The sequence below is a fragment of the Paractinoplanes ovalisporus genome (assembly GCF_016834655.1).
GTDB lineage: Bacteria > Actinomycetota > Actinomycetes > Mycobacteriales > Micromonosporaceae > Actinoplanes > Actinoplanes ovalisporus.
Genome location: NZ_JAENHP010000015.1, coordinates 12,625 through 39,185 on the forward strand (window position 1 = coordinate 12,625; position 26,561 = coordinate 39,185).

18 protein-coding genes and 1 tRNA gene are annotated in these 26,561 nt (G+C 68.0%); 10 read left to right on the forward strand and 9 right to left on the reverse strand.

The annotated features are described in order from the left end of the window. The first annotated feature begins 38 nt into the window (after nucleotides 1–38). Nucleotides 39–4,847 carry a diguanylate cyclase gene (locus tag JIG36_RS33665; RefSeq protein WP_307873017.1) on the forward strand — a complete coding sequence of 1,603 codons (4,809 nt, stop codon included), beginning with the start codon at nucleotides 39–41 and terminating at the stop codon, nucleotides 4,845–4,847. 136 nt (nucleotides 4,848–4,983) lie between these two features. Here the strand turns inward: JIG36_RS33665 and JIG36_RS33670 are convergent, their stop codons facing one another. From JIG36_RS33670 to JIG36_RS33680, 3 genes are all read right to left on the reverse strand, one after another. Then, complete coding sequence (locus tag JIG36_RS33670; RefSeq protein ID WP_307873018.1) at nucleotides 4,984–6,483, reverse strand: MFS transporter; 1,500 nt, start codon at nucleotides 6,481–6,483, stop codon at nucleotides 4,984–4,986. 168 nt (nucleotides 6,484–6,651) lie between these two features. Beyond that, nucleotides 6,652–7,665 carry an SDR family oxidoreductase gene (locus JIG36_RS33675; protein ID WP_203380462.1) on the reverse strand — a complete coding sequence of 338 codons (1,014 nt, stop codon included), beginning with the start codon at nucleotides 7,663–7,665 and terminating at the stop codon, nucleotides 6,652–6,654. Nucleotides 7,666–8,053: 388 nt separating this feature from the next. After that, complete coding sequence (locus JIG36_RS33680) at nucleotides 8,054–8,686, reverse strand: TetR/AcrR family transcriptional regulator (RefSeq protein WP_203380463.1); 633 nt, start codon at nucleotides 8,684–8,686, stop codon at nucleotides 8,054–8,056. Nucleotides 8,687–8,955: 269 nt separating this feature from the next. Between JIG36_RS33680 and JIG36_RS33685 the strand changes: the two genes are divergently transcribed. Both JIG36_RS33685 and JIG36_RS33690 read left to right on the forward strand, forming a co-directional pair. Further along, the gene (locus JIG36_RS33685; protein WP_203380464.1) at nucleotides 8,956–9,411 is read left to right on the forward strand and encodes a GNAT family N-acetyltransferase; all 456 of its coding nucleotides are present in this window, start codon (nucleotides 8,956–8,958) and stop codon (nucleotides 9,409–9,411) included. A 38-nt stretch (nucleotides 9,412–9,449) separates the two neighbouring features. Next, the gene (locus tag JIG36_RS33690; RefSeq protein ID WP_203380465.1) at nucleotides 9,450–10,790 is read left to right on the forward strand and encodes a recombinase family protein; all 1,341 of its coding nucleotides are present in this window, start codon (nucleotides 9,450–9,452) and stop codon (nucleotides 10,788–10,790) included. Here JIG36_RS33690 and JIG36_RS33695 read toward each other — a convergent pair. After that, a tRNA-Leu gene (locus tag JIG36_RS33695) sits at nucleotides 10,772–10,856 on the reverse strand. The genes JIG36_RS33690 and JIG36_RS33695 overlap by 19 nt on opposite strands. A 188-nt stretch (nucleotides 10,857–11,044) precedes the next feature. Between JIG36_RS33695 and JIG36_RS33700 the strand changes: the two genes are divergently transcribed. The 6 genes from JIG36_RS33700 to JIG36_RS33725 all read left to right on the forward strand — a co-directional run bounded on the left by JIG36_RS33700 (nucleotide 11,045) and on the right by JIG36_RS33725 (nucleotide 20,429). Beyond that, nucleotides 11,045–12,478, forward strand: coding sequence for a fibronectin type III domain-containing protein (locus JIG36_RS33700; RefSeq protein ID WP_203380466.1), 1,434 nt, complete (start codon nucleotides 11,045–11,047; stop codon nucleotides 12,476–12,478). A gap of 87 nt (nucleotides 12,479–12,565) precedes the next feature. Then, nucleotides 12,566–15,235 carry a fibronectin type III domain-containing protein gene (locus tag JIG36_RS33705; RefSeq protein WP_438870783.1) on the forward strand — a complete coding sequence of 890 codons (2,670 nt, stop codon included), beginning with the start codon at nucleotides 12,566–12,568 and terminating at the stop codon, nucleotides 15,233–15,235. Between the two features lie 20 nt (nucleotides 15,236–15,255). Beyond that, nucleotides 15,256–16,245 carry an AAA family ATPase gene (locus JIG36_RS33710; RefSeq protein ID WP_203380468.1) on the forward strand — a complete coding sequence of 330 codons (990 nt, stop codon included), beginning with the start codon at nucleotides 15,256–15,258 and terminating at the stop codon, nucleotides 16,243–16,245. A 212-nt stretch (nucleotides 16,246–16,457) separates the two neighbouring features. After that, nucleotides 16,458–17,585, forward strand: coding sequence for a DUF58 domain-containing protein (locus JIG36_RS33715; protein WP_203380671.1), 1,128 nt, complete (start codon nucleotides 16,458–16,460; stop codon nucleotides 17,583–17,585). 55 nt (nucleotides 17,586–17,640) lie between these two features. Further along, the gene (locus JIG36_RS33720) at nucleotides 17,641–19,872 is read left to right on the forward strand and encodes a transglutaminase TgpA family protein (protein ID WP_203380469.1); all 2,232 of its coding nucleotides are present in this window, start codon (nucleotides 17,641–17,643) and stop codon (nucleotides 19,870–19,872) included. A gap of 29 nt (nucleotides 19,873–19,901) precedes the next feature. After that, nucleotides 19,902–20,429: a nucleotidyltransferase family protein gene (locus JIG36_RS33725; RefSeq protein ID WP_236048701.1), complete on the forward strand. Its 528-nt coding sequence runs from the start codon at nucleotides 19,902–19,904 to the stop codon at nucleotides 20,427–20,429. Between the two features lie 576 nt (nucleotides 20,430–21,005). Here JIG36_RS33725 and JIG36_RS33730 read toward each other — a convergent pair. The 5 genes from JIG36_RS33730 to JIG36_RS33750 all read right to left on the reverse strand — a co-directional run bounded on the left by JIG36_RS33730 (nucleotide 21,006) and on the right by JIG36_RS33750 (nucleotide 25,466). Next, a complete protein-coding gene (locus tag JIG36_RS33730) occupies nucleotides 21,006–22,394 on the reverse strand; it encodes a recombinase family protein (protein WP_203380471.1) in 1,389 nt (462 codons plus the stop codon). A gap of 124 nt (nucleotides 22,395–22,518) precedes the next feature. Then, nucleotides 22,519–23,700 (reverse strand): FtsK/SpoIIIE domain-containing protein, encoded by a 1,182-nt coding sequence (locus JIG36_RS33735; RefSeq protein WP_203380472.1) that lies wholly within the window; start codon nucleotides 23,698–23,700, stop codon nucleotides 22,519–22,521. A 557-nt stretch (nucleotides 23,701–24,257) separates the two neighbouring features. Continuing rightward, a complete protein-coding gene (locus JIG36_RS33740) occupies nucleotides 24,258–24,578 on the reverse strand; it encodes a hypothetical protein (protein WP_203380473.1) in 321 nt (106 codons plus the stop codon). Next, the gene (locus JIG36_RS33745; RefSeq protein WP_203380474.1) at nucleotides 24,575–25,270 is read right to left on the reverse strand and encodes a DUF2637 domain-containing protein; all 696 of its coding nucleotides are present in this window, start codon (nucleotides 25,268–25,270) and stop codon (nucleotides 24,575–24,577) included. Before JIG36_RS33745 ends, JIG36_RS33740 begins: the two co-directional genes overlap by 4 nt. A gap of 1 nt (nucleotide 25,271) precedes the next feature. After that, on the reverse strand, nucleotides 25,272–25,466 hold the full coding sequence (locus tag JIG36_RS33750) for a hypothetical protein (RefSeq protein ID WP_203380475.1): 195 nt from the start codon (nucleotides 25,464–25,466) through the stop codon (nucleotides 25,272–25,274). A gap of 355 nt (nucleotides 25,467–25,821) precedes the next feature. Here JIG36_RS33750 and JIG36_RS33755 point away from each other — a divergent pair, with 355 nt between their 5' ends. Further along, the gene (locus JIG36_RS33755; protein ID WP_203380476.1) at nucleotides 25,822–26,556 is read left to right on the forward strand and encodes a helix-turn-helix domain-containing protein; all 735 of its coding nucleotides are present in this window, start codon (nucleotides 25,822–25,824) and stop codon (nucleotides 26,554–26,556) included. Nucleotides 26,557–26,561: the final 5 nt, after the last annotated feature.

Sequence of the window (26,561 nt, forward strand, 5' to 3'; positions counted from 1 at the left end):
GACCCACCGATGTTGCCGATCAGTACTGAGTGAGTGCTGTGCTCTACCAGAGCATGCGGACCAGGGTTGTCCGTGACGGAACGCTGATTCGTAAGTACCCACTGGGGCTGGACGCGGCTCAGCGACTGAGTGCCGAGCTGGCTGTGCTGCGCCAGCTCGCCGGCGTGCCCGGCGTCCCACGCCTGACTCCCGATCAGCAACCCGGCGCGGTGACAGTGCTCGACCCGCGCGGAACGATTATCAGCGAATTGCCGGCGCCCTGGCCCGTTGAGCCGTTGCTCGGGCTGGCATGCGAACTGGCGGGCGTTCTGGGCGGGATCCATCGGCGAGGCATCGTGCACCGCGACGTGAATCCCGGCAACATCCTCGTTTCACCCGATCGCCGCTCACCCACGTTGATCGATTTCGAGCTGTCCGTTCCGACGACCGAGGTAGGCGGCGATGTCGCCGGCACCGTGCCGTACCTCGCCCCGGAGCAGACCGGCCGCACCGGCCGGCGCGTTGATCATCGCGCTGATCTTTATGCGCTGGGCGCAACCCTCTTTGAGCTGGCCACAGGAAGCCCGCCCTTCGGCAGCGACCGCGACCCACTACACCTCATTCATGATCACCTGGCGAAGGTCCCGCCGTCTCCGGCACAAGCCAACCCTGAGGTCCCTGAACTGTTCGCGGCGGTCGTGCTGCGCCTGCTGGAGAAGGAACCTGAACAGCGGTACCAGAGCGCCGAGGGTCTTGAATACGATCTCCGTCGTATCCACGACGCCTATGTTGCGGGTACAGACATCGCACTGACGTTGGCCGAACGGGACTTCCCTATTCACTTGGAGGCACCGTCTCGCCTGATCGGCCGCAAGCAGCCGCTCGGTGAGCTCGAGCAGGTCGTGGCGCGGACGGCGTCCGGCGCATCCGGCATCGTGCTGATCACCGGCCCGCCCGGCGTAGGCAAGACCAGCCTGGTCAACCGGCTCCGGCCGGCGATCACCGAGTGCAGGGGCCATCTGGTGGCCGGCAAATTCGACCAGTACCAGCGTGACATCGGTAGCGACGCCGTCCGCCAGGCCTTCTGCGCTCTCGGCAATCAGTTGCTGACGGAGTCCGACACCGAACTTGCCCGGCTGCGCGTCGACCTGGTCCGGGCGCTCGGCCCGAACGCCCGGCTGGCGGCAACGGCCTTGCCACCGTTCGCGGCGCTGCTCGGCGTGCAAGCCGAGGTGGACGACGATCCCCTGCACATGGCTGACCGCTTGCACCAGATGAGCAGCGACCTCATCCGCGTCGTGGCCAGACCGGCGACACCTCTGATCATTTTCCTGGACGATCTGCAGTGGGCCGGCCCGCCCGCGTATCGCTTCCTCGACAGCATCCTCCACACGAATTTCGCCGGGCTGCTCGTGATCGGGGCGTATCGCGACGCCGAGGTGGACGCGGCGCACCCGCTCAGCGCCGTAATCGCCAAGTTGCACCACGCCAGCATCGATGCGCATCACCTTCACCTCGACAATCTGTCTCCGAGCAGCCTGAGTGAACTCATCGCCGCGATGTTGCGCATGCCCCCGGCAGAGGCGGAACCGCTGGCGCGGGCTTTGTCCGATCGGACCAAGGGCAACCCGTTCGACACGGTCGAGCTCATCAACGCCCTGCGCCGCGACGGTGCGCTCGTCCCTGACGGAGATCGCTGGACCTGGGACCCGGGAACAATTCGGCGCTTCGTCGGCCGCAGCGAGGTCGTCGACATGGTCACCGCACGCATCGACGCTCTTCCCGACAAGACACAGACTCTGCTCGACGTCATGGCACGCCTCGGCGAGAGCGCGACACTGCATCTGGTGCACGTCGCGGCCGATCGCTGCGTCGACTCCGTCCGGGTCGACCTCATGCCCGCTGTCGAGGAAGGCCTCGTCACGATCGGCACCGAGGAAGCACCCGTGGTGGCCTTCTCCCACGATCGGGTGCAGCAGGCGGCCTTCGGCCGGATCACACCGGACCGCCACGAGCGCCTAGCCCTCGACATTGCGAGGCGTCTCGCGCAGGACGAAGGCTTTTCCCTCACCGCCGCACAGCAGTACCGCCGCGCAGCAGCGCTGGTCACCGACAAAGACGAGCGCCCGCTAGCAGCCGCTCTCCTGCGCCAGGCAGGCAGACTTATGCGGTCGCTGTTCGACCACACGAGTGCTGAGGCCTTCCTGTCAGCGGCCTCATCTTTGCTGTCTGTGACCGACTCCGGATACCGGGAAACCCAGGCGGCATGGCACGTGGCACTGTGCAGCCTCGGCCGGTATGCCGACGCCGATGCCGTCTTCGCCGGGATGGACCTGGACCGGACCGACGCGTCCGAGCTGAACGAGGCCTACATCATGCAGGTGTCCGGCCTAGCGGTCAGAGGCCGTGCCGGCGAGGCACTCACCCTCGGGCTCCGAGGTCTGTCCTCCCTCGGCATCGACGTACCTGCGCCGGGACAGATGAACCAGAGCGCGAGCGCCGGCTTCAGCACCGCGCTGGCATGGCTTGCCGAAACGGACCCCGACTACGACCTTCGACGGCCCCTGCTCAACGATTCCCGCCTGCTCGCGGTGACCCGGCTCATCGACCGGCTGGCTCTGGTGGCGTTCTATGCCGACCGAACAACCATGCAGTGGCTCACGACAGTGGCAGTCTCGATCTGGACCAACCACGGCGCGGCGGCTGAACTGATCCACCCCATGAGCCACATCGGCGAGGTGCTCGCCGACCGGAAGGACTATCGGGCCAGCCACGACGCGATGAGCCGGATCACCGCCGTCGGCACAGCGCGCCACTGGGACTTCGATACCGCCCGAGTGCAGGCAGCGCATCTACTCACCACCTTCACGTGGTACGAGTCGCTGGAAGAAGGTCTGCGCCTGGCCCGTGAGACACGCGAGAACCTACTCAGGGGCGGGCTGGTGGTTGAGGCCGCCGGCACCTACTTCGGTTCGATCCCACAAACCCTGGACTGCGCGGATCTGGACTCCTTCGAGGCCGAGGTCGACTCTGCTCAAGCGGTGGCTGAGCGTACCGGCATGGCCCCTCTGTTCAGCGTCTTTTCCGACTACCGGCGGCTGGCAGAGTCTTTGCGGACCGACGCCGCTGAACCACGACTGCCCAGCGGCGACGACGATGACAGCCGGTCTGAATCCGGCGGTCTGATGGCGGCCTCCGAACGTCTTGTCGGCGCGGTCCTCCGAGCGCTGACCGCCGCCGTCTATCACGACGAGGCCGAGTTGGCGCGGTCCGGTGCCCATGCCAGTGAATTCAGTACGGGTGTGACCATCTCGTACCTCACTGTCCAGGCCCACCTGGTGGCGGCCTTGGGCGCCGCGCTTCGTGCCCGCTCTGCCGCCGATCCTGCTCTGCGGGCGGCGGCATTGTCGGATCTGGTCGCGAGCCGTGACTTCTTGGCCGCGCGCGCGGCCGAGCAGGTCAGCAACTTCCGCCACCTGCAACATTTCACCGACGGCATGCTGGCGTGGTCCAGTGGCAGTTTCGAGAACGCAGCAAAAGCCTTCGACGCCGCATTGGTCGATGTGGCCGCTGTCAACCGGCCTTTTCACGCCGCTCTCCTCGCCGAGCACGCCGGCTTGTTCTACCTGGCCCACGGCATGGAGCACGTGGGGCGGCAACTGCTGTCCGACGCCCTGCACAGATACGCGTCCTGGGGTGCGCACGGTAAGGTTCGCCACCTCGCCAGTGCGCATGAGTTCTTGGTAGCCGCCTTCGAGCCACAGATGGGGCAGTCACAGAGCTTGAATCTGTCGAGCGACACACTCGACGCCACCGGAGTCCTCGAAGCGGCCCGCGCCCTGAGCTCCGAGACAGAAATCGACCGGCTGCGCACCGCTGTCGAGCACGTCCTCGGCGCCATGACCGGGGCCACCGCTGTGCACCTCTTGCTATGGGACTCCGACGGAGACGGCTGGGTCCTGCCGGCGGCCGGTTCGCGCCCCGCCATCTCACACACCCAGGTAGACGCGCGCACGCTGCTTCCGCTCTCGGCCATCCGGTACGTCGAACGCACCCGTGAGCCGATGCTGGTCGATGACGCGTCGCAGGACGATCGGGTGGCTCGAGATCCGTACCTGGCCGGTGCCGAGCATTGTTCCCTTCTCGTCGTGCCGGTGCTCAGCCAGGGCATGCCCGTCGCCATGTTGGTGTTGGAGAACATGCTCAGCCGCCGCGCGTTCACCTCCGCCCGGGTCAATGCCGTGGCGATGTTGGCCGGCCAGTTGACGGTCTCGCTCGAGAACGCCCGGCTGTACGCAAAACTTGAACGCAAGGTCGCCGAGCGCACCGAGGAACTGGCCCAGGCCAATCGCCAGCTTGAACTGCTCACCATCACTGACGCTCTTACCGGCCTGCCCAATCGTCGCCGGATCGCCGAGGTTCTCGAGGCCGAATGGCAACGCTCGCTGCGCACCGGAACATCGTTGGGCCTGGCAATGATCGACATCGACAACTTCAAGGCCTACAACGACCACTACGGCCACCAAGGTGGTGACGAGTGCCTGCGACAGGTCGGTCAGACCCTTCTCGCCGGTGCGCGAAGCAGCGATCTGGTCGCCCGATACGGCGGGGAAGAGTTCTGCGTCATCATGCCAGGAGCCAACGACGACAACGCGTCAAGGGCAGCCGAGCGGATCCGCGCGGCGGTGGCCGATGTGCGGGTACCGCATGCCGCGGTGGCCTCGGGAATCGTGACGATCAGCGTCGGCGTGACGTCGCTGATACCGTCAGCCGACACGCAGCCCGATCACCTCATCGAGACCGCCGACCAGGCCTTGTACGAGGCCAAACGGTTAGGACGCAACCGGATCGCCACGCTCGTCCGGTGAGATTCTCGAATGATGCTCGGCCCGCTACGCCATCTCAGACGCCATAGAGAGCCGGTTCGGGCACCGCCGGGTTCGGGAGCCCGGCGAATCACGCAATGATGGCCCGAAGTGACCTTCGGGCCATCAAGTGTTGGTGTCACATATGGACGGCCGGGGCGGAGTCGGGGTCGTTGTCGAGCACACCCGAGCGCAGCATCAAGGCGCTCATGATCGCACCAGCGGCGAAGAAGCCGGCGACCCACGCGAACGTGGTGGTGTAGCTGCTGACCGTGGCCGCCGCGACCACGTCGGGCGTGACGTTCTTGCCGGTGAGGTAGTCGGTGAGAGCCGACGCCGCAATACTGCTCAGCACTGCGGTACCGACCGAGCCACCGACCTGCTGAGCGGTGTTGACCAAAGCCGAGGCGACGCCGGCATCGTCAGCGTCGACGCCAGCCGTCCCGGCGGTCATTGCGGGGGCCATGGCCAGGCCGATGCCGAAGCCCATGATCAGCAAGGGGCCGAGGATGTCGCCGACATAGGTCGAGCCGGCGTCGAGTTGGGTGAGCCACACCATGCCGGCGGCACCGATCAGGAAGCCGACCGGAATCAGCGGACGCGGGCCGACGCGAGGGATGAGCAGGCTGTTGGCCAGGGTCGCGATGACCGACAGGGCACCGATCATGGGCAGGAACGCGGCTCCGGATCGGATCGGTGAGAATCCGAGGTTTTGCTGCAAGAAGTAGGTGAGGAACAGGAAGACGGCGAACATGCCGCTGCCCAGCATGAGGATCGAGATGAGCGCTCCGCTTCGGGTGCGATCGCGCAGCACTCGCAACGGGATGAGCGGGTGAGAGACGCGGCTTTCGATGACAACAAAAGCGGCGAGCAGGACGACCGAGGCGGCCAACCAGCCCCAGACAGTCGGGTGGCTCCAGTCGTGGGTTTCCGCGTTGGCGAAACCGTAGACCAAGGCGAACAAGCCCAGCGAGACGGCGATGGTGCCGGGCACGTCCAGCTTCTTACGGGGGCCGGTCTGGCGTTGGTTGTGCAGCCACAGGACGGCACCGATGCTGGCGAGCACGGCGAAGATGACATTGACGTACATGCACCAGCGCCAGTCCAGGTACTCGGTGAGCACACCGCCGAGAAGCAGACCGATCGCACCACCGGCGCCGGCGATCGCGCCGTAGATCCCGAACGCTCGCGCCCGTTCCTTGGCGTCCGTGAAAGTCGTCGTCAGCAGAGACAGGACGGCGGGAGCGAGCAGCGCACCGAAGATGCCCTGTACGGCGCGAGCGACCACCAGCATCTCGAACGACTCGGCCGCGCCGCCGACGGCGGAGGCGATCGCGAAGCCGACCAGGCCCACCATCAGCGCGGTCTTGCGACCGATCAGGTCGCCGACTCGGCCGCCGAGCGGCAGCAGCGCCCCGAAGGCGAGCGCGTAGGCGGTGACGATCCACTGCCGGTCTTCATTGGAGAATCCCAAGTCGGCCTGGGCTGAGGGCAATGCGATGTTGACGATGGTCGCGTCGAGCACCACCATCAGCTGGGCGAGCCCGAGCACGGTCAAAATCAGCCATCGCCTGGAGTGATTAGGGTTTGAAGCGTTGCTCGCCCCGGTTCCGGCCGGCGTGTGCAGTTGAGCAGTCACGGTTTGCCTGTTCTTTCAGCTCGTAGGGAGTCGTGGAGCCTGGTGGCGCCTACCGTTTTCGGGATGTGCAGGCGCCCCACCTGCATGCCGGCCGAAGTGTTGTTTCCTGGACCGCTCACCCTCAGCCGGGATGGTCCACGGTCATTGATGGCCGAAGTGTCGGGAAAGTCAGCGCTGGGGTACGAGACCGACGTCGATCATGCTGGCCGCGGTGTCGAGCACGGACTCCGACGGCGGCCGGCTCACCCAGCCCAATTCCTGCCATGCCTTGGCCGCGCTCACCCGCTCCTGGCGCCCCCAGAAGTGCAGCACCAACCGGACGCTCGGGTCGAAGCGCGAGATGAGCCACATCATCGGGTACGGCATCGCCGCCGTCGGGATCCGATAGCCCCGCGACCGGTAACGCTCGGCCAGCACGAACGCCATCTCCCGGGCCCACATGAATTTCTCACCAGCGATGTAGCGCTGCCCCGCCGCCGCAGGCGTCTCCATCGCAAGACGGTGCAGCCGGGCCAGGTCCCGGACGTCCACGATCCCCCAGCCCAGTTTCGGCACGGCCGGCAGCGCACCGGCCATCAGCCGCCGGACGATCTCCACCGAGTTCCCCGCCTCGGCCCGCAGCACCGGACCCATGATCGAGCCTGCGTTGATCGCGACGAGCTCGAGGTCGGAAGTCTTGACGTAGTCCCAGGCCGCACGTTCCGCCAGCGTCTTGCTCTTGGCGTACGGCGCCGCCGTACGCACGTCGGTCCAGTCGTCCTCGGTGAAGACTCGGTTCTCACCCGGCCCGCCATAGACGGCTAGCCCGGAGGAGGTCATGACAACGCGGCGAACGGTGCCGCTGGCATCAGCTGCCCGCAGTACCCGCAACGTTCCGTCGACTGCGGGCCGGATCACCTCGTCCTCGTCACGCGGCGTCGTACTGGGAAACGGCGAGGCCGTGTGCCACACGTAGTCACATCCCGCCACCGCCTCGTGCCAGCCGGCGTCGGCCGACAAGTCGGCCTGGACGAACTCGAGGTCGCCGCCGATGCGGTCAGCGATCGCCCGCAAGTGGGCGACATCAGCGGTCTTCACGTTTCGCACCGTGCCTCGCACCGAGTAACCGTGCGTCAAAAGCTCGTTGATGCAGTGCCCGGCCAGGTAGCCGGTCGCGCCGGTGACGAGAACCTTCATGATCATCTCTCCGCAATCTATGCAGTGTTTAGTTTCGGGCAGGAAAAGCTCGAGCGCATACGAAAAGAACCCGGAGGAGTCACCGCCCCCGGAAGCGCTCAGCCACGACCCCCCTCGCTGCGGGCCGGTGCAGGCAATCCGGCTAAGCGGAACACCCTCTCAGGTGAGAATACGGAACACGTTCTCATTTACGCAACGGGGCTCGACGTGAGCATGACCACCGCAGTGCGAAGGTCCGTTCGCTTCGAGGCAGCCTCTTCATCGGCACCGTCCACGGCCAGTTGAGGCACCCAGCTTGCCTTTATGCAAAATTCTTCCAAGCACCACTCGAAGGCAAGGCCAGCCGGCACGACGGCCGTCCAGCACCACCGACAGCCCAACCGTCCGGCTTTTCTCATGCTGCGGAGCAGGCAAGCATCCTCTGGAACAACGCTGAAACCTGAGCAGCCAACTCGCCAAGGTCGGAACCCTGCTCGGCCGACATCTGCTCCAACGGCCCGTCCGCGGAAAGCATGGCCAAACCTGCGCACAGCGACCAGACCAACGTCACGAGCGGCATCGGGTCACCGGCCGGAGCCCCACCCTCGCGCTGCGCGGCCAGCACCGTATCCGTGGTCAGCTGAATAGCCTCCTGAGCCAACGCCTGCGCCGCCGGTCCACCCTTGGTCGTCTCAATCAGCTCCGGGCGGTACATCAGTTGCGCATAGCCCATGTGCCCGCGCACAAACCGCACATACGACTCGATGATCGCCCCGAGCGCCTCGACCGCAGTAGCCGCCCCGTCGCGAGCCGCTCGCATGTCCCCCACCAGAATTCCGAAACCCTGAGCGGTGATGACGTTCAGCAGGGTCGCTCGATCCTCGAAGTGATGGTAAGGCGCTCCAGCACTAACCCCAGCCTCCCGAGCAACCCGCCGCAAACTGACGGCGCCGATCCCCTCACTCTCGATCAAAACCAGACAGGCATTGATCAACTCCTCGCGGAGAGCACCATGATGGTAAGTATCTCTCGTCTCCCTGCCCGGCACGCCATGAGCTTACGGAGTCAACTGGCCGCACCAGCATTTCTCCACAATCTCGCTCGATCGAGGGCGTTGCGCCACCGAGGACATGCCGATGTTCCTCAAGGCCAACGCCGGCGTGCGCACCGCCACCGGCGACGCCGCCCCCGACACTTGGCGCCGCCTCGTCGGCTACCTTCTGCAGGCCTGCGCCGCCACGGCCGCGCAGCCCCTGCCCGACCCGCCCGCGCGGCGCAAGATGTACAAGGCGATGCTGCGCGTCACCTGGCAGCAACGTGAACGCGGACCTCGTACGAGAAAAGCTGAAGGAGACCGCCGTCAAAACCCCACGCCTGATTCTTCGCCGTTTCACGACCGACGATCTGGACGACTTCCTCGGATACCAGTCCGATCCCATCGTGCGGCGGCATCTGCTCGGTTCACCGATGACTGCCGCCCAGGCGGCCGACTACCTGACAACCCAATCCGTGCTCGACAACGGCGCGCTGGACTCGTGGCATGCCCTCGCCGTCCACCATGTGGCCGACGACCGCGTCATCGGCGACGTGGGTATCTGGTTGCCGGCGAATCCCCGTGCCACCCCCGACATCGGCTTCCAGTTCCACCCCGCCTATCACGGCGGCCGGAGGCCAGTCGTCTACTCAAGGCACTCGCCGACCCGCACCGCGGCTTCGAAGCGGTCGTCATCGGTGAACCCCACCGCGCCTTCTACGGCAATCAGTACGGGCTGACCATCCCTCTGTTCCACCACTTCGGCGTCCAACTCTGGGTGCCCGAGGTCGGCGGACCGATCGACCCCGACAACGAAGCCCACGACCTGGTCATGTCCGTCTTCGGCGGCATGAGCAAAGGTGAACGTAACCGGATCAAGGTCCGAGTCCGGACCGCAATGGCTTCGCAAACGGAGCTCGAAGGCCGCTATCTCGGCGGCAGACCACCGTACGGCTACACACTGCATGATCTCGGCCCGCACCCCAACCCGGCGAAGGCAGCTGACGGCCGCCGGCTTCGCGGCCTCGCTCCCGAGCCGAGCACGGCGCCGATCGTGCGACGCATCTTCGCCGACTACATCGCGGGTAACGGCATCTTCGCCATCGCCGAAGCACTCACCAACGACAACATCCCCTGCCCCTCGGCCGCCGACCCGAAGCGCAACTCACACCGGTCCGGCATCGCCTGGTCCAAGAGTGCCGTTCGCACCATCCTGACCAACCCCCGATACACCGGCCGACAGGTCTGGAACAAACAGCGCACCGACGAAGTCCTGGTCGACGTCCGCGACGTCTCGCTCGGCTACACCAACATCATGCGCTGGAACCCCACGAACCAAAGGATCACCTCCAAGGAACTCAGCCACGAACCCCTCGTCAGCGACGAAACCTTCGCACAGGCGCAGTCGCTGATGCACCGCCGCGCCACTCACAGCACCCCGCACCTCAAGCACCGAACACGGCACCCTTACATCTTCCGGGGACGCGTGCACTGCGACGTCTGCCAGCGACGCATGCAAGGCCAGCACAGCCACGGCGTCGCCTACTACCGGTGCCGCTACGCCAAGGAATACGCCATCGCGAACAAGGTCGATCACCCGATCAACGTGTTCCTGCGAGAAGACATCGTCGTCGGACCCATCGACGCCTGGCTCGCCTCAGCCTTCTCCCCCACCAACCTCGACCACACGATCACCATGCTGACCAACAGCCAGCCCACCGATCACAGCGACCTGCTCCGCGAACAAGCCCGCAAACGCATCGCCGAATGCGAGACCAAGCTCAACCGCTACCGCGCCACCCTCGACGCCGGAGCCGACCCCACCGTCGTCACCGCCTGGATCACCGACACCGAGACCGAACGTCGCCTCGCCGAGGCCGAACTCGCCACCATCACCGACAAGCCCGCCCGGCTCACCAGAGACGACATCACAGCACTGATCAAAAGACTCGGCGACATCCGAAGCGCTCTCGCCAACGCCGACCCCAACGACAAGGCCGAGGTCTACCGACAACTCAACCTACGGCTCAACTATCAACCGGAAGACGAAGCGGTGCACGCCATGATCGACCTAGGCGCACACCGTGGGGATTTAGTTTGTGTCCGGAGGGGGACTTGAACCCCCACGCCCGATAAAGGGCACTAGCACCTCAAGCTAGCGCGTCTGCCATTCCGCCACCCGGACCTGCACTGCGTCCCAGGTTAACCGATCAGAGGCGATCGGCGTCCCAGCGGGCCGCACAGGAAGGAACTCTACACGGCCCCCGGGAGGGGGTTCAGGGAGGGTGGGGTGGTTGACAAAACGGGGCAATCGGCGAGGTCGGGTGGGGGCGGGTCTGGCGGTTGTTGTGTGTTGCGGGCAGCATGGCCTGCGTGTCTCAGGCCTCTCCTCTTGCTCCTGCGCGGCAGCGTGCCCATGCCCTGGCCTCGTCGGGGGACCTTGCGGGGGCTCGGGCGCTGCTTGAGCAGGCGGTGGAACTGGGGAAGGTCAATCTTTCCGAGGACGATCCGGACGTTCTTCTTACCGCGCATGAGCTGGGGATTCTGCTTCAGCGGGCCGATGATCCGTCAGCCGCTCGGCGGGTGCTTGAGGAGGCTTACGCAGCTGGGCAGTGGCGGCTGGGGGACTCGGACGCTCTGATGCTGCAGATCTCTCATGAGATCGGTGTGGTGGCTGAGGAGCTGGGCAACCGGCATGAAGCCCGCAAGGCCTTCACCCGCGTTGCCGAGCTGGGGCCGTCCGTTCTGGGGGACGGGCATCCGGCGGTGGCCAAGGCTCGGGCCTATCTGGGGCCGGATCAAGAGCCTTCCCTCGTACGGGGGGAGCCTGCCCCGCCGCGAGCCGAGCCGGCGGCACCCCGGTTCGGGAGTGTCGCGCCGCCGCGGGAAGAGCAACCGCCGTGGCGGGAGCAACCGCCGTGGCGGGAGCAACCGCCGTGGCGGGAGCAACCGGCGCGACCAGAGCAACCAGTGCGACAACAGCAGCCGGTGGGGCAGGAGCAACTGCCGCCGCATGAGGCGCCGACGACCGTGTTCAACGCGGTGCCGCAAACCCGGCCGTCGACCGTGCAGCCGCCGTCGCCTGCGAACCAGCAAGTCTGGAGCGAGCCGGCGACCGCCCCGTTGAACGAGCCGACGATCGCCCAGCCGACGATCATGCCGCAGCAGCACCAAACCTCGGTGCCGCAACAACGCCACGCACCAGCGCCGCAGCAGTATCAAGCAGCCGTGCCGCAGCAGCGCCATGCCCCGCAGCCGGGCGTGTACGAGAGCCCGGCGCCCTGGCCCAACGTGCCCATGCAGCAGCATCCAACCGCCCCAACTAGCGGCCAAGTGTTCGCACCCGCGCACCAAAACCCACCCCCGTACGGGCAAGCAAGCGCGCCCACCCGCCGTGGCCTGGGGATCTTTGCGGCTATCGCCGCGGTTCTGGCGGCTGTCATGGCGGTGGCGGCACTTGTTTTTGTTCTCGCCAATCGGACGAGTGACCCTGCTGACACCGGCAACGTGCCAACTCTGGCGGGGCCGCCGCCCAGTGATGTGGAGCTCTCCGACAAGGGCACGACCATCGGGGTCACGTGGTCCGATCCGACCGACGGGACCGTCTCCTTCATGGTCATCATGGGGCGTCCGGGGCTCGAGCTGAAGCCGGCGGGCACGCTCGGACCAGGTAAAACATCGTTCGAGATGAGTGGGCTGAACGCGAACCTGAACTACTGCTTCGCAGTGGTAGCCGTCTATACCGGAAACAAGTTCGCGACCTCGCCTCAGGCCTGCACGTCACGGGCCTCGGCTACTCCTAGATAGACCTCTGCCACTCTCCGCGACCTTGATCACGGAGCGCGACCGGGGTTATCCACAACGGGTAGAACCACCCATCGGCCTCCCCCTATGATGGCCGGGTCCTGGACCGAGCCGACGGGGGAGGAAACGGCAGTGACCAGCGCAGACGGGGTGACATTGGACCGACCACGACGTCGTTGGCGTCGTGGCTATCTGGTCACGATGGGCACTGTCCTGAGTCTTGCGGGCGGTCTCGGCCTCACCGTGCTCGGTCTCGGTTCGGCCGATCAGGCCGTCGCCAGCTTCGACGCCGCCTCGTGGGTGTGGTCCAAGGCCAAGGGCGAGGTGGCACGCATCAACGGCGTCACCGCCAAGGTGGACACCCGCGTCGACGTCCCGAAGGCCCGCGGCCACCAGGTGCAGGTGGTGCAGAACGACCGGTTCGTGATCCTGCGCGACGTGACGACCGGCGCGATCGGGTCGATGGATCTGACGACGCTGCAGGAATATTGGAACGCCTCCAGCACCTCGGGCATCGGCGTGCGGGTCGCGCTGCATGAGGACGCTGTCTTTGTCATCGACACTGTTCAGGGCCAGGTTCAACAGCTTGATCCCCGTACGCTCGGCGCGCTGGGCAATCCGCTGCGGTTCCCGCCGGGCATCACCGGGGGCGTGTTCGACGGTAAGGGCAAGCTCTGGATCGCCGCGCCCAGCGAGGGCACTGTCACCGCGATCACGCCGGCCGCCGTCAACTCGTCCGAGGCGGCCGCCCCGAAGACGCCGGTGCAGAGCCGCACCGAGCCGGTGGCGCAGCCGGCCCACGACCTGACGCTGTCCACGCTGGAAGACGGCGTGGCGGTGCTCGACCGTACGACCAATGCGCTGCACACCGTGCGCGACAGCGAGCCGGGGTTCAGCAGCGCGACGTTGCCGCTGGCGGGACCGGGGGCGATGGCCCCGCACACCGACGGCAAGCAGGTGCCGGTGACCGTGCCCGACTCCCGCCAGGTCTACGTGGTGCGTGACAAGGTCGTCAGCAGCAAGTTCGTGGTGCCGGGCGACAGCGACGGGCTGCAGCCGGCCGTGGCGTGGGAGGGCTACTTCTACGTCGCCGACAACAGCGGCCAGGTGCACGTGTTCGACTCGGCCGGCCGGCGGCAGAAGGACATCTCGTTCCCCAACCCGGGTGGGCCGCTCGAACTCGAGGTCCGCGAGGGCTACCTGTTCATCAACGCGCCGGGCTCGTCGATCGCCCGGGTCGTCGACAACTCCCACGCGGTGCGCACGGTCGATAAGTACGCCGATGACGTGCTCGGTGGCGACCGTCCGCCGGCACCGCCGCAGGCTCCTCCGCCGCCGCCCAAGCCGAAGAAGCCGGTGGTGTCCAAGCCGAGCGCGCCGCGCAACGTACGGGCCGCCGCCGGCAACGCCGAGGCGCGGGTCACCTGGCAGTCCGCGAACGACAACAACGCGGCCATCACCCGATACGTGGTGGTGGGCGCGGGACGCACCTTCCAGGTCGGCGCCGACCAGCGCGCGCTGACCGTGACGGGCCTGATCAACGGCCAGACCTACCAGTTCGCGGTGAGCGCGGTGAACAAGAAGGGGCAGGGCCCGGCCCGGACGAGCAATGCCGTGAAACCGACCTCCGAGGTGCCGGACGCCCCGACCGCGGTGACCGCCGAAGCCAAACCGGACGGAACCGTCGTGGTCTCGTGGCCGCCGGCCAACGGGCAGGGTCTGGAGATCCGGCGCTACACGGTGACGGCGATCTCCGAGGGCGGCAGCGCCCCGATCGGCGACTCGGCCGAGGCGTCGCTGACCATCAAGGACGGCCAGCTCGAATACGGCAAGCAGTACGCGTTCACGGTCGTGTCGATCAACGAGCGCGGGGCCGGGTCGAAGGCGTCGCCGGTCAGCGGCAGCGTGGTGCCGTACAACAAGCCGGGTAAGCCCGAGGGCACCGACGCGGCGACCGCGGGTGACCAGGCCGGCTCGATCCAGGTGGCGTGGCAGCCGGCGGCCGACAACGGGCGGCCGATCACCAAGTACGTGGTGAGCGCGGGTGGCAAGAGCACCGACGTCACCGACGGCACGGCGACGACGCTGACCGGGTTCGACTCGGGGGCCACGGTCGCGGTCGAGGTGCGCGCGGTCAACGAGGCCGGTGAGGGTGAGCCGGGCACGGCCACCGCCCGTACGGTGGCTCTGCCGCGCATCACCATGACCGGCGTGAACCCGACGTTCAACACGGCGACGGTGTCGTTCAGCGTGGACGCGGGCGGCGGCACGGCCAGCTGCTCGGTCGCCGCGAGCGGTGGCGGCGGGACGGCTTCGGGCAGCTGCAGCAGCCTGAAGGTGGCCAGCCTCAAGCCGAGCACGAAATACACGTTCACGGTGACGGCCAAGAACGCGGCGGGCACGGTCACCGCGCAGTCCAGCGCGACCACGGACGCGCTCTACGGCATCGCGACGTGCAAGAACGGTCAGAACGGGGAGACCGCGACCTACTGCGACAAGGACGTCGACGGCCGTAACGGCAATGAGATCTTCTCCGTCACCAAGCAGGACGACGACAAGCAGGTCGGCTGGGCCAAGCCGGGCACGCGTCTGCAGGCGTACTGCAAGAAGTCGGGCGAGTCGATCTACGCGTACATCTACAACAACGAGAAGCGCAGCACCTGGTGGATCCAGGTCAACTACAGCGGCAAGAACTACATCCCGTGGGCGTGGCTCAACCTCGAAGGCGGGGATGACCTGAACGACCTGCCAACCTGCTGAGCAACCCCGAGGTACCAACCGTGACGGAACAACTGCCGCCCCAGCACATCCATGGGTTCGCCGAGGTGGCGGCCGCGCTCGCCGACCGGGTGGGCGCGGTCGTGCTGGGCAAGCCCGAAGTCGTACGCCTGGCCCTGACCGCGCTGTTCGCGCAGGGGCACGTGCTGCTCGAGGACGTGCCCGGCGTCGGCAAGACCACGCTGGCCCGGGCCCTGGCCGCCTCGATCAAGGGGCAGTGGCGGCGCATCCAGTTCACGCCCGACCTGCTGCCGTCCGACGTGTCCGGTGTGACGATCTTCAACCAGGCCAGCCGCGGGTTCGAGTTCCACCCGGGGCCGGTGTTCGCCAACATCGTCATCGCCGACGAGATCAACCGGGCCTCGCCCAAGACCCAGTCGGCGCTGCTCGAGGTGATGGAGGAACGCCGGGTCACCGTCGACGGCGTGCCGCACCCGGTACCGCAGCCGTTCCTGGTGGTCGCCACTCAGAACCCGGTCGAAATGGACGGCACCTACCGTCTGCCCGAGGCCCAGCTCGACCGGTTCCTGGTGAAGCTGTCGGTCGGCTACCCGAGCGAAGAGGTCGAGGTCGAGGTGCTGCGCGGGGCGGCGATGCGTTCGCCCGACGCGCTCGAGCCGGTCACCGACACGGCCACGGTCGGTGAGATGGTGCGCATGGCGATGCGGGTGCACATCGCCGACCCGCTTTACACGTACGCGGTGAGGCTCGCGGCCGCCACCCGCAACCATCCGCAGGTTCGGGTCGGGGTCAGCCCCCGCGGGGTGATCGCGCTGACCCGGGCGGCGTGCGCGTTCGCGCTGATCAACGGGCGGGGCTACGTCCTGCCGGAAGACCTCAAGGAGCTGGTCGAGCCGGTGTTCGCGCACCGGGTGCTGCTGTCGGCCGACGCCCAGCTGCGCGGGGTGACGGCAACCGAGGTGCTGGCCGACGCGGTGCGGTCGGTGCCGGTGCCGCTGCCCGACAACAACCGCGTCACGGCCGGGGCGTGAGCACGCCCGCGACCGCCGGAGAGCCGCCGCTGCCGGTCGGCAGCGCTCCGCCGACCGGCGGCGGCCCCTCGGACGCCCCATCGCGCGCGGACACGCCCGGCGGCAGCCCCACGGGAGCACCACCGGGCGCGGACACGGCGGCCGGGCGAGGCAGAGGGGCGGCACAGGCGCGAGTCGGCGGTGGGCTGCGCAAGTGGCGGCGCGCCACGGGCGTGACGGCCCGCGGCTACGGTGTTGTCGTCGCGGCGGTCGGGTTGCTGGTGGCCGGATTCCAGTACGGCTACCCGGACCTGGCCCTGCTCGGGGCGGCGGCCGGGGTGGCGCTGGCCTGCGGGGTCGTGTTCGCGTTCTGGCGGCCGCGCCTCGGTGTCGAGCGGGTCGCCGATCCCGACCGGGTGGCCCGGGGCGAACCGGCCCAGATGACCCTGACCGTGCGCAACACCAGCCGGGTCCGGGCGGCCAACCTCATCGCCTCCGACCGGTGCGGCAACAACGCTGTCCCCGTACCGCTGCTGCGATTGCGGCCCGGCAAGGACACCACTGCCCACTACCCGGTGCCGACCAGCCGGCGCGGCGTCGTGCCGATCGGACCCCTGCGCGTCACCCGTGGGGATCCGCTCGGGCTCATCACGCTCGCCCGCACGTACGGGGGTCTGGCCGAAGTCTGGGTCCACCCCCGCATCCACCTGCTGCGGGCGGTCCCGGCCGGCATGGCCCGCAGCCTCGACGGGCGCATCGACAAGGTCCCGCACGGCACGATCACGTTCGACTCGCTGCGCGAATACGTGATCGGGGACGAGATGCGCCGGATCCACTGGCGGTCCAGCGCCAAGGTCGGCGAGCTGATGGTCCGCGAGCAGCTCGACACCTCCGAACCCACGATCGTCGTGCTGCTCGACGACCGGGCGAGTGTGCATCCGGAGGTGCGTGACGGCACGGCCGAGTCGTTCGAGGCCGCGTGTGAGGCCGCCGCGTCGATCGTGGCGGCCGCCGTTCGCGAGGACATCCCGGTCAGCCTGCACCTGGTCACCAGCGTGGCGAGCGGCCCCTACCTCGACGTGCTGACCCAGGCCGACCTGCGCCCGGGCGATCTGTCGGCAACCCTTCGCCGCGTACGGGCTCAGCGCCTCGGCGACACGCTGGTGTTCCTGACCGGCCCGGGCGGTCGTGACGATCTCGGTGCGGTCAGCGCCCTGCGCGGCCCGTACCCGGTGGTCATGGCCGGCCTGTTCGGCGACCGCGACAGCGCCCCGGTCTCCGGCGGCGACGGCCTGATCGTCATCGAGGCCGCCGACGGCTCCGAGTTCGCCGCCGCCTGGGACGGGGTCCGCGGATGGTGAGCCGGGAGCAGCCCGCCGTGGCCCGCGTCGCGGCCGTTTGGGGCGAGGTGCGCGGATGGTGAAGTGGGCCCGCGCGGCCGTCGTAGCTGTGACGCTGGCGGGGATGATCGCGCTGTCGGGGGCGGTTCTCGGGCGGATCTTCGCCGGGCCGCTGCTGCTGGAGTTGATGGCCGGGGCCGCTGTGGGGTCGGTCGGGCTCAGTTTGGCCTGCCGGCGCGTGCCCAACTGGGTGGTCGCGCCGATGTCGGCGGTGCTGATGGCGGCGTACGCCGTGCTGGCTCTGCGGTTGGCGGCGAATCAGGCCGAGCTCACCGATCCGCTGGCCGTCATCATCCGCGACAGTGTGCAGAACGGGATTCCGCGGCTGCTGACGGCCATGATTCCGGTCGAGCCGACCCCGGACACGATTGTGGTTCCGGTGATCGCGGCCTGGCTGGCGGGGCTGGCGGGGGCCGAGATCGCGGTCCGGGCGGGGCGGGTGTTGCTGGGGTTGCTGCCGGTGGCCGCGCTCTATGGCGGCGCGCTTTATGTGGTGGGGCCCAACGCGGACACGGCCGGCACGCCGACGCTGATCTTTGCCGCGCTGGCCGTGGTGGCGCTGGCGGCCAGTGCGCGGCCGGCCCAGGCTCCGGACTCTGGTACGGAGGCGATTACTAAAGCCGTACGGGGAAGGGCTCTTGCGGGTGCTGCAGCGGGGCTGGTCGCCGTCCTTGTGCTGATTGTTGCGGTGGGGCCGTTGATCGGAGGGCGGGTCGGGGAGACTCCGGTTGATCCGAGGCAGTATGTCGAGCCGCCGCAGGTGGACAGTTTGGACGAGAGTCCGCTCAACCGGATCTCGGGATGGGCTCTGACGCCGAAGGAGCCGTTGCTCAAGGTATCGCGGGCGTCGGCGTCGCCGGGCAAGCGGCTGCGGTTGCGGCTGGCGGTGCTGCCCGACTACGACGGTGTGACGTGGCGGGTCGGGGCGACGTACCGCAATGCGGGCCGGGTGTTGCCGGCGCAACCGCGGCTGCCCGACACCGAGCTGACCGAGGTGCGGCAGGACGTGATCATCGACGGCCTGACCGGGCGGCTTCTGCCGGTGGTGCCGACTCCTACGGGCGTACAGGGAGCTCGGGTTGCCTTTGATGCGGCGACCGGGACCATGATCCGGCCGGAGGGGCTGCAGGCGGGGCTGAAATACACGGTGACCTCGGAGTTGCAGACGCCCGATCTGAATCTGCTGCCGACGGCGGACGTGCCTTCGGGCGATGCGGTCGCGCGGTATCTGGCCGTCGGAACCCCGGTGCCGGACGGTATTCAGCGGCTGGCCGACCAGCTTGCGGACGGTAACGGCGCGGGGTTCGACCGGGCGCTCACGATCGAGGAGTTCCTGGCCGACCACTATCGCAAAGTTGCCGACGCGCCGAGCGGGCATGCCTACCCGAACCTGAACTTCTTCCTGTTCGGGCCGCGCGAGCAGGGCGGCCAGGTCGGCACGACCGAGCAGTTCGCGGCGTCGTTCGCGCTGCTGGCCCGGCTCACCGGCCTGCCCAGCCGGGTCGTGGTCGGGTTCGACGCGCCGGCCGCGGGGGGCACGGTCACGGCCGCGAGCGCGCTGGCCTGGCCGGAGGTGCTGTTCGACGGGCTGGGCTGGGTGGCGTTCGACCCGCTGCCCAAGAGCAAGAACCCGCGGCCGGTCGAGGAGGACTTCACGCCCAAGCCGACCAAGCCGCCGACCCCACCGTCCGAACCGCCCGCGCCCTCGGAGACGCCGTCGTCGTCGGGGCCACCCGCGGTCTTGGCGGCCGCGAAAGGCGGCGGGCCGTCCACCGTGGTGGTGGCGTCGGGCGCGTCGGGAACGGTGCTGCTCCTGCTGGTCGCGGCGGCCGGGACGATCGTGCTGATGCGGCGTTCGCTGCGCCGGCGGCGACTCACCGTAGGCAGCCCCGACGAGCGGATCACCGGAGCGTGGTCGGAGTTCCGTGACGCGCTGCGATTGGCGGGGCAGCCGGTGCCGTCGCATCTGGCGGCAACGGAGGCGGCGGCGTACGCGCAGAAACCGCAACCGCCCCGCAAGCGTCTGCGCAAGGCCGTGCCGGAGCCCGCCACCGGTGATCTGCCGCCGCTCGACGATCTTGTTGCGGGCATCAACACGGTCGGTTTCGCGCCGGGCGCCGCCGACGATGGTCAGGCCGCGCGGGCGGGTTCCCAGGCGGTCGCGTACGCGGATGCGTTGCGCTCACAACGTGGCCGGTGGCGCCGTTTCTGGTGGAGCATTCACCCGGGGCCGCTGCGATGGCGGTAATGGAGACGCTGGTGCAGTCGAATGCCTGGATGCGTGACGTTCTCCAAGCCGTACGGGAAGTGCGGCCGGACGCCCGGGCCGGCGCCGGAGTTCTGCGGGATCTCGTGTGGGGAACGCTTTTCGGCTCCGGATTCGAGCCGGGGAAAGTGCGCGATGTGGACGTCGTCTTCTTCGATTCGCGGGATGTGAGCCGCGCCAACGACGACCGGGTGACCGCGCTGCTGAGCGAACACCGGCCGGGCATTCCGTGGGAGGCGAAGAATCAGGCGGCCGTGCACACCTGGTATGCGCGCAAGTTCGGCGGGGAGCCGGTCGAGCCGCTCACGTCGATCGAGGACGCGGTGGGCACCTGGCCGGAAACTGCCACTGCGGTTGCCGTACGGCTGGACGCCCGCGACCGGATCGAGGTGTGCGCGCCGCTCGGGTTGGACGACCTGCTCAACGGCGTGTGGCGGCGCAACCCGCGACGGATCAGCGAGGAGCAGTCCCAGGCCCGTTTCCGCCGGCACGACCCGCTGACACGCTGGCCCGGCGTACGGGTGGCGCGTTCAAGCTGAGACCGGGCAGCCATCGCGCTCGCCGGTCCCGGTCAGCCGCAGCCACGATCGTGCGCCGTGCGGCCCCGTCGGGCAACACGTCACCGTATGAATGTCGCTCGTGTTGGGCTCCGGACACAAAATGCGGCGTCCTGTGTTTGCGGAAAGCGCAAACCAGGGCGTTTTGTCATGTCTGCTCAGGGGGCCGAGCCCCCTGAAACCCCACGGTGCGGCGGTCGCGGTTCTGAGGCACGCGATGGGTCGGCGCGGTGTTGCTGCTCCGCTTGCCCTAGCAGGCCGAGGAGCCTTTCGAGAGCCTCGACGATTGCGGCCATCCGCTCTTCGCTCATTCGTTCGGGTGGCGCCTCGATGAAGCCGAGTCGTGCCTGCGCCGCCTTCTTGATCGCGGTTGTCTCGCTGATCCAGCTTGGCCACAAGTTTCGGGTTTCCTCCGGCCTCGAGGGCGGTCCTGTATCGGGCGACCTTGGCGTCGCAATCGTTACTCGTCTCGCGCAGCTTTGGGCGCCTCGTCGTGCTGTTGATGCTGGGCGAGCGCGGCGCGGTGGCTTGCATCGGCGATGCGGTGAAGCGTCTCGGTCAGGTTGTCGCCTCCCAGCTCCTCGCTGAGGAACCGGTCAACCGGGTCCGTGATCGACTCTTGGCGGAGGTAGAGGACGGTCGGGTGCGCGATGCCGTGCTGGCTGAAGTTGTCGTGGGATGCCTTGCACCGGTAGTAGATGCGTCCGTGGTTGACGCTGCCCTCCATAATGCGATCGCACAGGCCGTACCGCAGTAGGCCGCGAAAGAGGTAGGCGTGCCGGCTCCGTCGCGGAGCCTTGCCGCCCTCGCCGATGGCGCCACGCGTCTTGACGGTTCGCTGGGCGCGTTCGTAGAGATCCGTGCTGACCAGCGGTGTGTGGGACCCCCGCGCGACCATGTCCACTGGCTCGGGTCGTTCCAGCGGTGACGGTTCTCGTGACCGAGCGCAACATCATCGACGTCGATCAGAACCTCATCCGTGCGCGCCCGGTTCCAGACCTGGCGGCCGGTGTAGCGCGGGTTCTGGAGGATGGCGCGGATCGCGGTCGTCTCCCATACCTGTGTGTGCCGGTGCGGGTTGCGTGCCCGGTCGTAGGCCGACGGGAACGCGATGCCGTCTTGCGTGAGTCCGCGCGCGATCGAGGTCATGCCTTGGCCTGCGACGTACTCGTTGAAGATCCGTGCCACAACCCGTGCCGTGACCGGGTCGGGTTCGAGACGGTGGAGTCGCTTTCCTTCGGCCGCCTTGCTGGGGTTTGGATGCGGGCCACCGTCGGCGAGCCGGTAGCCGTACGGTGGGCGCCCGCCGAGGAACCGGCCTTCCAACTCGGTCTGCGCCTTCATCGCCGAGCGGACGCGAACCTTGATGCGGTTGCGCTCGCCCTTGCTCATGCCGCCGTAGAGCGCCATCACGAGGTCGTGGGCGTCTGAGCCGGGGTCGATCGCTCCGCCGATCTCGGGCACCCACAGGCCGACGCCGTAGTGGACGAAGACCGGGAACGTCATGCCGAATTGGCTGCCGTAGAACGCGCGCTGTGGCTCGCCGATCACCACGGCGTCGAAGTCGCGAGCAGGGCTCTTGATCGTGTCGAGCAAGCGCAGCGCTTCCGGGCGCCGCTTCCATGGCAGGGAGCGCGACTGGCCGATGTCGAAGAATTCGGCGACGATCTCTCCACCGGCTGGCTCGATCAGGCTGCGTGCGCGGGAAAGCTGCCAGGCTTTCGACGACTGCGGGTCTTGTTGGTCCTCGGTCGACACGCGTCCGTAGAAGGCGAACCTCATGTCTGCCGAGTCTTCCGGGCTCGGTCGATGATGCGCCCACAGCACATCTGCGGCAGCCTCCGAGAGTAGGACTTCTTGGGACGTCTTGAGCTGCCCATTCTCGATTTCCAGCGTCTCGCACGTTCGTATGCTGCGATTTCTCCCCTCTGCGGTCGTGTCATCCATGGTGATCTCCAGGCCTCCTTTCTCCTTCTATGACGGGTCCGTGCGGTCGTCCGTCCGTCGTCCGTCCGCGCGCTGATATGCGCAGACGCGCGCGAGCGGACGGACGTCCGCACGGACGATCAGTTCACGCCTTCCACCGCCCCCGCGCGACTTGCCGGGCGCGGCCGGCGGCGGCATGCGCTTGAAGTCGGGCGTAAATCCACGTACGGCGCATGCCGGTCGCCTTGATGAGTTCCGGGATGGCCAGTCCGCCGTCGGGCGCCTCATCGAGTGCGCTCAGGAGGGCTGATTCTGGGTCGGCTGACGTGGCCTTCGGCGGTTCGAGGGCACGAGAGGGACGGTCGATCGCCGCCTGTGACAGCGGATCGAGTTCCGGTCGTCGGTCGGCGTAGCGAGCTGCCGTGTCGCGCACGTGGTCATCGGTGACGAGGTAGGCGCGGGCGCGTCGTGGTTGGTTGTGCCCGTCGGCCAGGACGTAGAGCTTGCCTGGGGCGTCCAGGGTGTGGGCGTGCCAGCCGGCGGCGAGCATGCCCTTGTCCAGGATGAGATCGACGTCGCGACGCTCGCGGACTCGGAGACAGACACGGACGCTCATCTGCGAGCGCAACGCCCCACCGCCCATCGCCTTCTGCGTCGGACGTTGTGTAGCGGCAAGCAAGTCGACGGCGAGCGCTCGGCCGCGCCGCGCTATCGATTCGGCGTGGCCGACGGCGTCCGGCACCGTGTCGACCAACTCCGCGTACTCGTCGATGACGATTACCAGTGCCGGTGCGTCTGGCGTGGTTTCCCAGACGCGGGAGTTGTCGCGGCTGGACGCGTGGGCGCGGGCTTCCAGTACGGCCACGGCGTCGGCAAGCAGCCGAGCGGCCTCGTCGGGTGTGGTCGCCAGCCGAGCGAGGCACGGCGCCCATGGCTGGAGCTCCATGCCGCCCTTGAGGTCGATGCCCCAGAGCACGACGTCGGTGCACGCGACGAGGTTGCCAAGGATGACGTTCAGGACACCGCTCTTACCTGAGTCCGTGGTGCCACCGATCAGTGGATGCCGTCGCAGGAGCGGCACGCGGACGCTTGTCGCGTCCTCGAAGACGCCCAGTTCGATCGGGTCGGCGAGCGTCGTTGCTGTAGGGCCGGGCCACGGGATGGCGCCGGCGTGCGGGTCGACGGCCAGGACGCGCATCGTGCAGCGGCCGGCATGGGCCGGGTCTTGCTCGACACGCACGGCGCCGGGCCGGGTGCCCAAGGCCGACTCGATGGCTGGCACGTGGGCGACGATGTCGGCGACGCTTTGTCCGGGCCGTAGCTTCATCCTGGCTCTCCAGCCCCAGGTGTCCACGACTGCCGACATGACGCGGGAGCCGTTGAGCCCGATCGTGTCCGCGAGGTTGGGCCAGGCATGGATGACGCGGTCTACGCGGACGCGGGCACGGCGCCGCCGATGCGCCCACCACGGAACACCCGAGCGCGATGGTTGCCAGCACGAGGATTGTGGGCAGTGGGGAGTGTCCTGGACTGAGCGCTGTGGCTGCGGTGAGCCAGCCGCCTGCGACGGCGGTAGAGGTCGTCGCGTACGCACGCTCCGTCCAGCGTTCGATTCCCCAGGGAGGTCTGCGGAGCCCAGCCGCGATTGTTGCTCCGGCCGCGATCAGCGCTACCAACGGCCAAGAGGTGCGATGGGAGTGGTACAGCAGCAGTCCGGTAGCCATCAGCGTGAGACCGGCGCAGATCGGGGCAGCTTCTGACCGGTATCGGAAAAGGCTCGGCCGATCGCGGTCATGACGAGGCGAAGGAGCGATTCGCGGGGCACGAAGAGCAGTGGTTGGGGATTGCGTCGGCTCCACCGGCGGTGCCGGCGCCCGTAGGCTCTCATGCGCCCGGCTGCCCATCATCCGGCATAGGCCATGGGCGGTGCTCGGTGACGGCATCGCGAAGGTAGGACAGCGGGTCAGCTTCGCCGTCGTAGTCGGCGGCGATGGTGGCTTGGGCGGCCGCGAGCAGGTCGGCGAAGTCCCATCGGGTACGGCTCAGCAGATCGGCGAGGCGTTCAATTTCGGCGAGCAGCGCCGGAACGTCGGCGATGGCGGTCCAAACGGCGGCTGGCGTGGGTCGGCTTCGTGCGGCGTGTAGGTGGGTGAGTACGGCCTCCGGGTCGATGGTCGGGCGCGGGATGCGCGGCTGGTTCGTCATGGGCGGGCTGATGCCTCCTTCCGGTCGTTGTTGACTGGGGCTGTGGCCTCGTCGGCGAGGCGTCGCCGAAGCTCGGTTGCCTTCGGCCCAGCGATGTGCAGGGCCGAGCGCAGTCCGTCGCGGCTGATTGGGCGTCCATGGTGTTCGGCTCGGTGTCGCGCGTCGGCTCTCCGAGCGGCTTGCAGTAGCTCGGCCTCGGTCCGTCGCCTCGGTCGCTCGGTCCGGACTTGAGTACGGGACTGCGGATCGTTGGCCGGTGCAGCTGGTTCGTCGGCGGAAGGCTCTGCGGCGGTGGTGAGCGCATGTAGGTGGGCAGTGAGTCCGAGTACGGCGGCCGGGACGGCGCCGACGAATACGACGACCGGCCAGGAAACAGAGACGATGCCGGCCGCGATGAGGTGATAGCCGGCGTTCCCGAGGATGCTCGTCACGATGGCGCCGATCGCGTTCGCACGAGCGAAGCCGCGTGCGCGCCGGGTCCCGAGCGTTCCGGCCAGCCACACCCGCGCGGAGGTCATGGCGTACGCGTCGATGGTGACGGGAAGCAGCCACGCCAGCCGGTCGGGCCAACCCGCAACCTCCGCCAGCCCTCGGAGACCGGCGAAGCTGGCCACCGCCGCGGAGATCGCTGCGACGGCCATCCCGACGATGACCCACCAATCGCGTTGACGGATCGTCGATTCGCTGGCCACGTCAGAGGTCCAGGCCTGCGACGAACCGTGCCAGTGCCCGGAGTCCGTCGCCGATCTCGGGCCCGATAGACGACGAGGCCAGGAAATAGCCGAAGGCGGCACAGACGGCGGCCTGCCAAAGCGGCAGCCGGGCGTACCGCCAGAGCAGGAACACGAGGACGCCGAGCAGAAGGACGGCTGAGACGGCAATCGTCATGCGTCAACGCCGTCATCGCCACGGTTGCGGCGCCGACGCGATCGGATGGCCTTGTCGGCGCCTCCGTGGCCGCCACACGCCAGATGCCACCGGTTCCAGCGCGTCCGGGCAACGCACTTGCGGCACATCGTTGGGTGTCCTGCCCCGAGCCGAGCGCCGCACAGACAGGTCGGGGTCTCACTGGCGAAGTGCTGGGTTTCCATCACTGGCTCCTCTCGATCGGCGATGCGCGGTTCGCATCGATGCCATCGAGAGTGCGGCCGGCGGCCGGGGCGTCAGCAGTTGCTAACTGGACGGGTTGTTGACGTCTTTCGTAGGGTGACCATGCTGGCTGGGACGTCCCGACGGGAAGACGATGCCGAACGAGCGACTACGCACCGCGATCCTTGAACGCGGCATCACTCCTGCTGGGCTGGCGGAAGCGCTTGAGGTTGACCCCAAGAGCGTGGAGCGTTGGATCAACGGCCGGACGCCCTATCGCCGTCACCGCTACGCGGTTGCCGCCCATCTAGGCGTTGACGAGGTCTACCTGTGGCCCGACGCGCTCAATCCTGATCAACTCGCCAGCGCAAGCGAGAGCGAGATCGTCAACATCTACCCGCACCGCTGGACCGTCCCGTCCGATCTGTGGCGCCGAGTGTTCGATCATGCCGAGGAAGACATCGGTGTCTTGGTCTACAGCGGCTTGTTCCTCTCCGAGGACACCGGCATCCAGCGGATCTTCCGCCAGAAGGCCGAGGCCGGCGCACGGGTCCGCATCCTCCTGGGCGACCCGGACAGCGAGGTCGTGGCGCAACGCGGCGCCGACGAGGGCGTCGACGACGCTCAAGCGGGAAAGATCAAGAACGCCGTCGTGCTGTACCGCCCACTTCGCCAGATCGACGGCATCGAGTTCCGCTTGCACCGGACGGTGCTCTACAACTCGATCTACCGCGCCGACGATCAGGTCTTGGTCAACACCCACATCTACGGCGTCACCGCTTCGCAAGCGCCGGTGCTGCACCTACGCCGAGTCGCCGGCGGCGGCATGGTCAACACCTACCTGGACAGCTTCGAGCGCGTCTGGAACGACGCGACCCCGCTGGCCTAGGTTGA

Coding starts and splice junctions, on each gene's coding strand:
- JIG36_RS33735 (WP_203380472.1), bottom strand. CDS start 23,700: ATGAAGCTACGGCCCGGACAAAGCGTCGCCGACATCGTCGCCCACGTG.
- JIG36_RS33705 (WP_438870783.1), top strand. CDS start 12,566: ATGGCCGGGTCCTGGACCGAGCCGACGGGGGAGGAAACGGCAGTGACC.
- JIG36_RS33730 (WP_203380471.1), bottom strand. CDS start 22,394: ATGGATGACACGACCGCAGAGGGGAGAAATCGCAGCATACGAACGTGC.
- JIG36_RS33755 (WP_203380476.1), top strand. CDS start 25,822: ATGCCGAACGAGCGACTACGCACCGCGATCCTTGAACGCGGCATCACT.
- JIG36_RS33725 (WP_236048701.1), top strand. CDS start 19,902: ATGCGTGACGTTCTCCAAGCCGTACGGGAAGTGCGGCCGGACGCCCGG.
- JIG36_RS33740 (WP_203380473.1), bottom strand. CDS start 24,578: ATGACGAACCAGCCGCGCATCCCGCGCCCGACCATCGACCCGGAGGCC.
- JIG36_RS33750 (WP_203380475.1), bottom strand. CDS start 25,466: ATGACGATTGCCGTCTCAGCCGTCCTTCTGCTCGGCGTCCTCGTGTTC.
- JIG36_RS33720 (WP_203380469.1), top strand. CDS start 17,641: ATGGTGAAGTGGGCCCGCGCGGCCGTCGTAGCTGTGACGCTGGCGGGG.
- JIG36_RS33675 (WP_203380462.1), bottom strand. CDS start 7,665: ATGATCATGAAGGTTCTCGTCACCGGCGCGACCGGCTACCTGGCCGGG.